The following is a 10766-nucleotide window of genomic DNA, read 5'->3' on the forward strand; positions in this document are numbered from 1 at the left end:
ACTCCCGAAGCGCGAGGGGCCGACCCGTGCGGAGGGACACGGGTGGGGGTGTATGCCGCTCGCGGGGATGTCCCCGCGTCGAGCCGGACTCTATTCGCCTGCCACCGCACGCAGACGGCCCGGCCGGGAAACTTCCCCCGCCCGAGGGAACGGGTGATTCCCAGCGTTTCCCGCTACCCCCACCGGTTTCCCACCGGTCTCACCAGTCGCTGCGCGACGAGGAGCTCGACGTGAACTTCCGTACGACGTAGATCAGTCCGCCGACCAGCGCCACGAAGACCAGCACCTTGAAGAGCAGGCCGATGACGAACCCGACCACACTGGCGATCAGCCCGCCGAACACGACCAGGGCGATGACCGGCACCGCGATCCACTTCACCCACCACGGCAGTCCCGTGAAGATCTCTCGCATCGCCCTCGTCCTTGTCTCTCCACCCGTTCGAGTGCCGGGTCCTGTCGGTCTCCTGATGTTCTGCACTCGATGCTAGGTCCCGGAGGGGGGCGGGCGGGGGCTTCGCACCCCTTGTCCTCCCCTGACCGAACCCCTAGGGAACCCCGAGGCGTTCCGTCAGCTCTCGGGCGGAGAGAACACCACCAGCACCCTGAGGTCCTCGGTGATGTGGTGGAACTTGTGGGCGACGCCCGCCGGCACGTAGACCACGCTGCCACGTGCCACCTGGGTCGTCTCCAGGCCGACGGTGATCGCGGCACGGCCGCTCACAACGAAGTAGACCTCGTCCTGATTGTGCGGCTTCTGTGGATCCTGTTCGCCCGCGTCCAGGGCGTACAGACCGACCGACATGTTCTGCGCCCGCAGAAACTGCAGGTAGGCGCCCTCGTTGGCGGCGCGCTCCGCCTCCAGTTCGTCCAGCCGGAATGCCTTCATCGCCGAGTCCGCCCCTGCCTCTAGTGCCCGTGCCCGATCAGGTCTGCCACGATCAGACACATGATGAATTTCGTAGTCAAGACGATCGCCAACGCCGGTGCCCTGGCGGTCGCCGTATGGCTGCTCGACAAGATCACCCTGACCGGTGACAGCACGGGCAAGAAGATCGGCACCCTGATAATCGTCGCGCTGATCTTCGGCCTGGTGAACTTCCTGGTCAAGCCGCTCGTCAAGCTGCTCAGCCTCCCGCTGCTGATATTGACGCTCGGCCTGTTCACCCTGGTCGTCAACGCGCTGATGCTGCTGCTCACCTCGTGGCTCGCCGACCAGTTCGACCTGAGCTTCCAGGTGGACGGATTCTGGACGGCCGTCCTGGGCGGCCTGATCATCTCTGTCGTCTCCTGGGCCCTGAACGTCGTCCTTCCCGACGGGGACTGAGCGCGTATGACATACCGAGTCTGCTTCGTCTGCACGGGCAACATCTGCCGTTCCCCGATGGCCGAGGTCATCTTCCGGGCCCGCGTGGCGGAGGCCGGACTCGACGGCCTGGTCGAGGTCGACAGCGCCGGCACGGGCGGCTGGCACGAGGGCGACGGCGCCGACCCGCGCACGGTGGCCGTCCTGGAGGAGAACGGCTACGACACCGGCCACACGGCCCGGCAGTTCCAGCCGTCGTGGTTCTCCCGCCTCGACCTGGTCATCGCCCTCGACTCCGGCCACCTGAGCGCCCTGCGCCGCCTCGCGCCCACGGAAGAGGACGCGCGGAAGGTGCGACTGCTCCGCTCGTACGACCCCGCCGCCGGCGACGACCTCGACGTACCGGACCCCTACTACGGGGGCGCGGACGGTTTCGAGGAGTGCCTTGAGATGGTGGAGGCGGCGAGCACCGGGCTGCTTGCCGCAGTGCGTGCGGACGTGGAGGGACGAGTGGCATGAGTGAATCCGCGACGGGTGACCAGGGCGGACCGACGGGCGGGACGGCCCGGGCGTCGAGCGACGCGGCCCCGGTCGCCGCCGACGCCGGTGACGGCACGCGGGCGGTGCGGGCCGGGCTGCCCGAGGCGGTCAAGTACGAGCCCACGCTGCCCGGACCGGTGTTCGCCGCCCACTTCCATCTGCCGGGCGACCCGACCGGTCCGTACACCTACGGCCGTGACGAGAACCCGACCTGGACACTGCTGGAGCGCGCCGTCGGCGAGCTGGAGGCGCCCGGCCGGGACGATGCCGAGACGCTCGTCTTCGCATCGGGCATGGCCGCGACCTCGGCGGTGCTCTTCTCCCAGCTGCGGGCCGGCGATGTGTGCGTCCTGCCCGACGACGGTTATCAGGCACTGCCCCTGGTCCGCGCCCAGCTGGAGACCTACGGCATCGAGGTGCGCACCGCGCCGACCCGCGGCGACGCCCAGCTAGAAGTCCTGGACGGCGCGAAGCTGCTGTGGATCGAGACGCCGTCGAACCCCGGGCTCGACGTGTGCGACATCAGGCGGCTCGCCGAGGCGGCCCACGCGCGTGGTGCCCTGGTGGCCGTCGACAACACCCTCGCGACACCGCTCGGCCAGCGCCCGCTGGAGCTCGGCGCCGACTTCGCGGTGGCCAGCGGCACCAAGCAGCTCACGGGGCACGGCGACATCCTCCTGGGCTATGTCGTCGGCCGGGACGCCGAGGCCATGGCCGCGGTACGGCGCTGGCGCAAGATCGTCGGAGCGATTCCCGGACCCATGGAGGCCTGGCTCGCACACCGTTCGATCGCGACGCTGCAGCTGCGGGTCGACCGGCAGAGCACGACCGCCCTGGCGGTCGCCGAAGCGCTGCGCGAGCGTCCTGAGGTGACCGGACTGCGCTATCCCGGGCTCCCCGACGACCCCGCGCACAAGATCGCGGCTCAGCAGATGCGGCGCTACGGGTGCGTGGTGTCGTTCACCCTGCCCACGCGCGAGCGGGCCGACCGTTTCCTCGACGCGCTGCGGCTCGTGGACGACGCGACGAGCTTCGGGGGAGTACGGTCCACGGCCGAACGACGCGGCCGCTGGGGCGGCGACGCGGTCCCGGAGGGCTTCATCCGCCTGTCGGTCGGCGCCGAGGATCCGCAGGACCTGGTGGCGGACGTGCTGCGCGCGCTGGACACGTCGACGGGCTGACCATCCCCCACGGACGGTCCGAGCCTCCCCCCTCGTGGCTCGGACCGTCCTCCGGTTCCGCGCGCAAGAACCGCGCGACCAAGGCTAGTTGACTCTCTGTCAGTGTCCAATCACAGTAGCGACAGAGACCTATCGACTTATTTATAGTTGAGCGCGGCCGGAGGGCCAGGAACGGGGCCGAAGAGGGGAGAGCGTGCGGTGGATCTGGCCTTGCTGCGGACCTTCGTGACCGTGCACCGGGCCGGCTCGTTCACCCGCGCCGCCGCCCTGCTCGGCCTCTCCCAGCCCGCCGTCACCTCGCAGATACGGACGCTGGAGCGGCAGCTGGGCCGCCCCCTGTTCCTGCGGCAGGCCCGCGGCGTGACCCCGACGAGCATCGGCGACGAACTCGCCCACAAGGCCGCACCGCATCTCGACGCCCTGGTGGAGATAACGGAGACCGGCCTCGACGACGACTCCTCCTTACGGACGCTGCACCTCGCCGGACCGCCGGAGTTCACCGCCGAGCGGGCCCTGCCCGCGCTCACGGAGCTGATCGGCGAGGACGGTCAGGGCTTCGCCCTGCGCGCCTCCTTCGGGAATGCCGAGGAAACGCTGGAAGGGCTGTCCGCCGGGCATCACGATCTGGCCATCAGCACGGCCCAGCCGAGGGGCGCCCTGCTCACGGCGACTGCGCTCTGCGACGAGGAGCACGTCCTGGTCGCCGCCCCGCGCTGGGCCGCACAGCTCGGCGCCGGGCAGCCGGACCGCAAGCCGGAACCGTCCCTGGAGCAGGTGCCCGTGGTGGAGGTGCACGAGTCCCTGCCCTTCGTCTCCCGTTACTGGGCCTCGGTCTTCGACTCGCGCCCGGCCGCCCCCGGCACGGTCATCGTTCCCGACCTGCGCGCGGTCCTGGCGTGTGCGGTCGCGGGGGCGGGCCTGGCGGTGCTTCCGCGCTATCTGTGCGCGGCCGCGCTGGAGCGGGGTGACGTCGTCGCCCTGCACGAGCCGGCGGTGCCGCCGCTGCGGACCTACTTCCTGGTGGTCCGCACCGGGACGCTCGCGATGCCCCATATAGCGCGTGCTCACGAGTGGTTGCAGCGCGCCTCGGCCGACTGGTGCTGAGGCGCCGGGGCCGTGTCTCACTCTGAGGGCTCGGCCCGTGACGGTTCGCGATGTTTCACGTGGAACCAGCCGGGCCACATTTCACACATGACCGTCCGACCCGTGGTCAAGCGCACCGCCCGTGCCGTTCTGCTGGACGGTGACGACCTGATCTTGATCAAGCGCACCAAGCCGGGCATGGATCCCTACTGGCTGACTCCCGGCGGCGGGGTCGAGCCCGATGACTCGACCGTCGTCGACGCCCTGCACCGAGAGGTGTACGAGGAACTCGGCGCCAAGATCACCGACGTGGTGCCCTGTTTCGTGGACACCGTGGAGCACATCGGGGAGGACGGCGGCGCGACCGGTGTGAAGGTGCAGCACTTCTTCGTCTGCCACCTGGAGTCCATGGACCCGTCCCTCCGCCACGGCCCCGAGGTGGACGAACCCGTCGGCGAGTACGAGATCGTGCGCGTGCCTTTCACCCGCGTCGGGATCGCCTCCGTCCATCTGGTGCCACTGGCGCTGCGGCACTACCTGGACGGCAACATCGAGGGCGTGCGGGCCATGCACTCCCCCGACCTGGGCTGACACGGGCAGCGGTCAAGGCCCGGCCGCGACCAGTTCCTCCACGGAGTCGTGCCGTATGCGGTCCGACGGGATGCCGACGTCCCTGAGGGCGTCGACACCGCTGCGGATCATCCCGGGCGGGCCGGAGAGATACGCGTCGAACTCGTCCCAGGGCCCGTAGGCGCGGATCGCGTCCGGCAGCTGCTGGTGCGCCTGCTGGTCGATGATCGCGCGGACCGCGAGCCAGGGATGGCTCTGCTGGAGGCGGAGCATGGTGTCGATGTCGTACAGGTCGTGATCGGTGCGGGCCCCGTAGAAGACCTCGACCGACCGGCGGTCCCCGTGTTCGGCGACGTCTTCGACGAGTGCCTTGATGGGTGCGATGCCCGTGCCACCGCCCACGCAGAGCAGACCGCTCTCGGTGGTGTGGTCGATGGTCATGGCGCCGGCGGGCGGGCCGAGCCGGATGATGTCACCGGGGCGGGCACGGTGCACCAGGGCGTTGGAGACCCAGCCCGCCGGGACAGCCTTCACGTGGAACGACAGCAGGCCGTCGGAGCGGGGCGCCGCGGCGAAGGAGTAGTGCCGCCAGATCCGGGGCCACCAGGGCGTCTCCACGCTCGTGTACTGCCCGGCGAGGAAGGGGTACGGCTGGTCGGGCCGGACGGTGATGACCGCGACGTCCGGAGTTCTGAGATCGTGCGTGACGACCTCGGCGTACCACCAGGCCGGGGCACGCAGTTCGTCCTTGGCCGCCGCGTCGATCATCACCTGCGAGATGGTGGTGTACGCCCGGACCCAGGCCGCTTCCATCTCCTCGTTCCAGACCCCGGCGGCGTACTTGCTCAGCGCGCCGATGAGGCATTCGCCGACGGCCGGGTAGTGCTCGGCCCGCGTTCCGTACTTCCGGTGGCCCCGGCCGAGGTTCTGCAGATAGTCGACGAGAACCTCGGTGTTGTCGATGTGCTCGGCGGCCGTGAGCAGCGCCTTGAGCAGCCGGTCCCGCTGGGTGTCCATCGCGGCCGGGAACAGCGGCCGAAGGTCCGGATAGCGGACGAAGAGCAGGGCGTAGAAGTACGACGTGACCTTCTCGGCCACGGGTGCGGCCTCGGCCATCGCGCGGCGGATGAGGATGGCGTCCGGGGACGCTTCCCCGGCCGGGGCGGAGGCGGCTTGGCCCGCGTCCGACACGGGGGCGGGCCGCTGGACGGGGACCCGCAGCTCGTCGGGGCCGGTCGCGGGGGGAGCGGTGGAGGCGAAGGGCGCCGGTGTGAGCGTCGTGGGCGCGGGGCCTGCTGACGAGGCCGCTGCGACGCCTGCGGCCGCGGGAGAAGAGGCGTGCTGGGCCGCCATGGGGGCGGGCGTGGACATCGCTTCCGAGGGCTCATGCCGCTGCGCCGGCCCACCGGCGCTCGCACCGCCGGTCGTCGAAGCGGGCGGCACCGCCGTGCCGTCGGCGGGAGTCTCCGGACCGGCCGTCGGCCTGCCCACGGGGCGTATCGCGGCCGGGCGACGCGCCTCCGGCGTACCGGATTCGCCGTCCGGCGTCGTCGTCGGCTTCTTGCGGGGCGTGAACCAGCCGCCTCCGCCGCCGGAAGTGCCGTTGTCGGCCGACGTGGTGGTCGGAGCGTCCATGGTGTGCCTCGCCTCGAGCATCTTTCGGTCGGTCTGCGCACTTCCCTGTCGGAAGGTGCCTGCTTTCCCCCGTGGACGGTCTGCGTTCCCATCCATGTCGTGGCCAATGCGGCCACATTCAACCCGTATTTCGGCTCCGTACGGACAAGTAGGCAAGAGTGTGACATTGCCCGCAGTGCCCTCACCCGAGCTTCCCACTCGTCTGGACGGCCCGGTCGCGTAACCGAAAACGCGGGTCTTCGATCTCTCCGTCCCATTAGGCTGCATTGCCCTGCGCTCGGCCCGCACGGAACGGGTCACCCGCCCCGAATGCGAACCGGAGTCGACCCTACCGGCCACCGCCGTGCACACAAGTCCCCCCTTCCCTCGTCACGAATGAGGGCACCGCGCGAAACATCAGCACCGCCAACTACTGGACGCCACGACCGTGTTTCACGTGAAACGTCCGGCGTCTGACCGCTCTCTGTGCAGACGGCTACAACTGGCCAAAAGCTCGTATGGGTCCGGGGAAAGCGGTGGACGTCAGGGGCCCCTGTCGGACAGCCTGACCTGCGTGCCGACTCCTTCCCTTGCCTCCCTGCCCATCCGCCGTCTGACGCTCCGCGATCTCACCGCCTGCGCCGACTTGTCTCAGGACCGGGGGTGGGCGCGGGAGGAGCACAAGTGGGGCTTCCTCCTCACAGCCGGAAAGGGCTACGGCATCGATGACCCCGACGGCGGTCTCGCCAGCGCCTGCGTCGTCACCGAGTACGGACCGCACGAGCACCCCGCCCTCGCGGCGATCGGCATGGTCCTGGTCGCCGAACGGCATGCGCGACAGGGCGTGGGACGCCGGCTGATGCGCCATGTCGTCGCAGCGATGGGCCCCACTCCCCTCACCCTGCACGCGACCCCGAACGGCCGCCCCCTCTACGAGGAACTGGGCTTCAAGGTCACCGGGCGGGTGGAGATGGTGTCCGGGCACTTCACCCCCGGCGGACCGGAGCCCGAGGTCGCCACCCGTGCCGCGACCGCCGAGGACCTCGCCGCCATCCTCCGGCTCGACGAGCAGGTGTTCGGGGCCGACCGCACGCACATCGTCACGCGACTTCCCGCCTTCGCCGACCAGTTGCGCGTGGCCGAGGAAGGCGGGCGGATCATCGGGTACACGGCCGCCTGGCCCAACATGGACACCCACGTCGTCGGCCCGCTCATCGCCCGCGACACGGCGGTCGCGCAGGCGCTCATCGCCTCACTCGCGGCCCACACCGACCGCCGCCTGCGCACCGATATCGACGTGCGGCACGAAGAGCTCCTCGCGTGGGCGAAGGAGCGCGGCCTGGCGTCCATCGCCTTCAACTCGGTGATGGCGTACGGGATCACCGAGCTGCCCGGAGACTGGACCCGCCGGTTCGCGCCGGTCACGGTCGCGGCGGGCTGAGGAGCCCCGGATACGCGGGCTGAAGGGCTGAAGGCCCCCGGACACGACGACGCCGGCTCCCCGGGGATGGGGGAGCCGGCGTCGTCGCGTTGCGGGGCCGGGTCAGGCGAGGGTCTCCACGGCGCTCGTGGCGAAGGCGTGGTCCTGCTCCGGGGCGCCACCGCCGACGCCGATCGCGCCGATCAGACGACCGTCACGGTGCACCGGCACGCCGCCCGCGATGAACAGCAGCGGCCGGTCGAGCGCGGTCGGCAGCGTGTGGAAGGGGCCTCCGGGCTGCACGGCGTCGACGAGGTCGGCGGTGGGCGCGTTCAGCTGGAGAGCCGTATAGGCCTTGCGGGTGCTGGTCTCACCGGAGATCAGCACGGCTCGGTCGTCGCGCCGGAAGGCGAGCAGATGGCCGCCTGCGTCCAGGATGGTGACGCTGACGGTCACACCTGCGGCCTCGGCGGCACGACGGGCAGCGGTGACGAGGGCGTCGGCGTCCTGGGTGGTCAGCGGGGCGACAGCTGTGGTGGTGGTCATGAGGGGGTTCTCCTGAGGACTTGCGTGTGGGTTCTGGTCTGGCTCCGGGACGGAGTCGGCCCGGTCGCTCACTGGTGGACGGCGGTCCGCCGCTCGGCCGGCGCGGCTCCGGTGATGACGGTGCTGGGGGCACCGGCACGGCGCTCCAGAGCCGCCGAGAGGAAGGCCAGGAGCAGGGCGCCCGCGGCCAGGGCGGCGCCGACCCAGTTGGGGGCGGTGTAGCCGAGGCCCGCCGCGATCACGAGGCCGCCGAGCCACGCGGAGAGGGCGTTGCCGAGGTTGAAGGCGCCGATGTTCACGGCGGACGCCAGGGTCGGCGCGCCGTGCGCCTGGTCCAGGACCCGCTTCTGGAGCGGCGGGACGGTCGCGAAGCCCAGGGCGCCGATCAGCGCGATCGTGACGGCCGACAGCAGCTTGTCGTGCGCGGTGAGGGTGAACAGCGCGAGGACGACGGCCAGGGCACCGAGGGAGACATACAGCATGGGCATCAGGGCGCGGTCGGCGAACTTGCCGCCGACGAGGTTGCCGCCGACCATGCCGAGGCCGAAGAGGACCAGCAGCCAGGTGACGGAGCCGTCGGCGAAGCCGGTGACGTGGGTCATCATCGGCGCGATGTAGGTGATGGCCGCGAAGACACCACCGAAGCCGAGGACGGTCATCGCCATCGCGAGCAGCACCTGCACGTTCTTGAAGGCGGCCAGTTCGTGCTTCAGCTGCACGCCCTCCGGCTTGGGCATGTCGGGAACGAGCCGGGCGATGCCGGCCAGCCCGATGACACCGAGGGCGGCGACGACGGCGAAGGTCACGCGCCAGCCGACGGACTGTCCGACGAGCGTGCCCAGCGGGACGCCGACGACGTTGGCGACGGTCAGCCCGGTGAACATCATCGAGATGGCTCCGGCCTTCTTGTCCGGGGCGACCAGTTCGGCCGCGACGACCGCGCCGATACCGAAGAAGGCGCCATGGGCCAGCGAGGCCACGATCCGGCCGATCAGCATGACGGCGAAGGCAGGGGCGAGGGCCGAGAGCAGGTTGCCGACGATGAACAGGCCCATCAGCACCATCAGCATCCGCTTGCGGGAGACCTTGGTGCCGAGAACGGTCATCAGCGGGGCGCCGAACATGACACCGAGGGCGTAGCCGGTCACCAGGTACCCGGCGGTGGGGATGGAGACCCCGTAGTCGCCCGCGACCTGGGGCAGCAAGCCCATGATCACGAATTCCGTCGTTCCGATCCCGAAGGCCCCGATCGCGAGGGCCAGAAGCGCGAGAGGCATGGAGGGGTTACCTTCCCAGAAGATTGCAGGAGCGCTTTGCGTGCGTCCACAATAGTTGCACACGCGGGCTATGAGCAAGCGCCGTCAATTGCGACGCTGCTCTATCCTGGGTGTCAGCCGCTCCGGGACGGAGGAAACGCCAATGACAGCGACGGACCCCGCGCTCACCGCGCTCGCCCAGGGCTGGTGCGCCCTTTCCCTGCTGCACGGGAGGATCGAGGGCCACATCGAGCGCGCCCTGCAGGCCAAGCACGACCTGAGCGCGCGCGAGTACTCCCTGCTGGACGTGCTCAGCAGGCAGCACGACGGGGACGGAGGCCATCTGCAGATGAAGCAGGTCGCCGACGCGGTCGTGCTCAGCCAGAGCGCCACCACCCGTCTGGTCACCCGCCTTGAGGACCGCGGACTCCTGGAGCGCTATCTGTGCCCCACCGACCGACGGGGCATCTACACGAACGTCACCGAGGCGGGCCTCGGGTTGCTGGAAGCCGCGCGGCCGACCAATGACGCCGCCCTGCGTGAGGCGCTGGACGAGGCGGCGAAGAACCCCGAGCTGGCCCCGCTGGTTCGCGTGGTCGAGACGCTGAAGGCTCCGGTGCCCGCCTAGGCCGCTTCCGCGCCGGCCTGCTCCGCGTAGGGTGCGTCCATCTCTGCGTAGGGTGCGTCCATGGGAAATCCTGAGATACGTGCCGCCGTCACCGACGACGTCCCGGCGATCGTCGCCATGCTCGCGGACGACCCCCTGGGCGCACAGCGCGAGTCGCCGGACGATCTCACCCCGTACCTGACCGCGCTGGAGCGGCTCAGCGCCGACCCGAACCAGCGTCTGATCGTGGCGGTCCGGGAAGGCCGGGTCGTCGGCACGCTCCAGCTCACGATCATTCCCGGACTGTCCCGACGCGGTGCGACCAGGTCGCTCATCGAAGGCGTACGCATCCACGCCGATGAGCGCGGCAGCGGCTTGGGAACACACCTCATCGAGTGGGCGATCGGCGAATCCCGGGACTCGGGCTGCCAGTTGGTCCAGCTGACCTCCGACACATCGCGCACCGACGCCCACCGCTTCTACGAGCGGCTCGGCTTCACGGCCTCCCACACGGGCTTCAAGCTCCCGCTGTGACCGGCGTGCGAGGGGGGGGGGGGGTGTGGGGGGGGGAGAAAAGCCCCCCCCGCACCCACCCCCCCCCCCCCCCCCCCCCCCCCCCCCCCCCCCCCCCCCCCCCCCCCCCGTC

The 10766-nt window shown here is 70.5% G+C and carries 13 protein-coding genes; 8 read left to right on the forward strand and 5 right to left on the reverse strand.

Annotated elements, in window-relative coordinates; all coding sequences use genetic code 11:
- Positions 1-199: 199 nt before the first annotated feature.
- Positions 200-412 carry a DUF5326 family protein gene (locus ACZ6I3_RS19345; protein WP_020271174.1) on the reverse strand — a complete coding sequence of 71 codons (213 nt, stop codon included), beginning with the start codon at positions 410-412 and terminating at the stop codon, positions 200-202.
- Positions 413-568: 156 nt separating this feature from the next.
- A complete protein-coding gene (locus ACZ6I3_RS19350) occupies positions 569-886 on the reverse strand; it encodes a cupin domain-containing protein (RefSeq protein ID WP_184593813.1) in 318 nt (105 codons plus the stop codon).
- A 60-nt stretch (positions 887-946) separates the two neighbouring features.
- On the opposite strand from ACZ6I3_RS19350, the gene ACZ6I3_RS19355 reads away from it, so the two are divergent.
- From ACZ6I3_RS19355 to ACZ6I3_RS19375, 5 genes are all read left to right on the forward strand, one after another.
- Entirely contained in the window at positions 947-1324 is a 378-nt protein-coding gene (locus ACZ6I3_RS19355; protein ID WP_184593815.1) for a phage holin family protein, read from the forward strand.
- Positions 1325-1330: 6 nt separating this feature from the next.
- Complete coding sequence (locus tag ACZ6I3_RS19360; protein WP_469415937.1) at positions 1331-1822, forward strand: low molecular weight protein-tyrosine-phosphatase; 492 nt, start codon at positions 1331-1333, stop codon at positions 1820-1822.
- The gene (locus ACZ6I3_RS19365; RefSeq protein WP_469415939.1) at positions 1819-3024 is read left to right on the forward strand and encodes a cystathionine gamma-lyase; all 1206 of its coding nucleotides are present in this window, start codon (positions 1819-1821) and stop codon (positions 3022-3024) included. Before ACZ6I3_RS19360 ends, ACZ6I3_RS19365 begins: the two co-directional genes overlap by 4 nt.
- 198 nt (positions 3025-3222) lie before the next feature.
- Positions 3223-4128 carry a LysR family transcriptional regulator gene (locus ACZ6I3_RS19370; RefSeq protein ID WP_469415940.1) on the forward strand — a complete coding sequence of 302 codons (906 nt, stop codon included), beginning with the start codon at positions 3223-3225 and terminating at the stop codon, positions 4126-4128.
- A gap of 87 nt (positions 4129-4215) precedes the next feature.
- A complete protein-coding gene (locus tag ACZ6I3_RS19375; protein ID WP_189727213.1) occupies positions 4216-4698 on the forward strand; it encodes an NUDIX domain-containing protein in 483 nt (160 codons plus the stop codon).
- Positions 4699-4710: 12 nt separating this feature from the next.
- Here the strand turns inward: ACZ6I3_RS19375 and ACZ6I3_RS19380 are convergent, their stop codons facing one another.
- On the reverse strand, positions 4711-6312 hold the full coding sequence (locus tag ACZ6I3_RS19380) for a globin domain-containing protein (protein ID WP_469415941.1): 1602 nt from the start codon (positions 6310-6312) through the stop codon (positions 4711-4713).
- 553 nt (positions 6313-6865) lie between these two features.
- Between ACZ6I3_RS19380 and ACZ6I3_RS19385 the strand changes: the two genes are divergently transcribed.
- Positions 6866-7732, forward strand: coding sequence for a GNAT family N-acetyltransferase (locus tag ACZ6I3_RS19385; protein ID WP_469415942.1), 867 nt, complete (start codon positions 6866-6868; stop codon positions 7730-7732).
- A gap of 102 nt (positions 7733-7834) precedes the next feature.
- Here the strand turns inward: ACZ6I3_RS19385 and ACZ6I3_RS19390 are convergent, their stop codons facing one another.
- Both ACZ6I3_RS19390 and ACZ6I3_RS19395 read right to left on the reverse strand, forming a co-directional pair.
- Positions 7835-8257 carry a GlcG/HbpS family heme-binding protein gene (locus tag ACZ6I3_RS19390; RefSeq protein WP_469415944.1) on the reverse strand — a complete coding sequence of 141 codons (423 nt, stop codon included), beginning with the start codon at positions 8255-8257 and terminating at the stop codon, positions 7835-7837.
- A gap of 68 nt (positions 8258-8325) precedes the next feature.
- The gene (locus ACZ6I3_RS19395; RefSeq protein ID WP_469415946.1) at positions 8326-9534 is read right to left on the reverse strand and encodes an MFS transporter; all 1209 of its coding nucleotides are present in this window, start codon (positions 9532-9534) and stop codon (positions 8326-8328) included.
- Between the two features lie 142 nt (positions 9535-9676).
- Here ACZ6I3_RS19395 and ACZ6I3_RS19400 point away from each other — a divergent pair, with 142 nt between their 5' ends.
- Both ACZ6I3_RS19400 and ACZ6I3_RS19405 read left to right on the forward strand, forming a co-directional pair.
- A complete protein-coding gene (locus tag ACZ6I3_RS19400) occupies positions 9677-10141 on the forward strand; it encodes a MarR family winged helix-turn-helix transcriptional regulator (protein WP_469415947.1) in 465 nt (154 codons plus the stop codon).
- Positions 10142-10201: 60 nt separating this feature from the next.
- Positions 10202-10654: a GNAT family N-acetyltransferase gene (locus ACZ6I3_RS19405; RefSeq protein ID WP_469415948.1), complete on the forward strand. Its 453-nt coding sequence runs from the start codon at positions 10202-10204 to the stop codon at positions 10652-10654.
- The last annotated feature ends 112 nt before the right edge of the window (positions 10655-10766 follow it).

Source organism: Streptomyces sp. NPDC041940 (assembly GCF_055589465.1).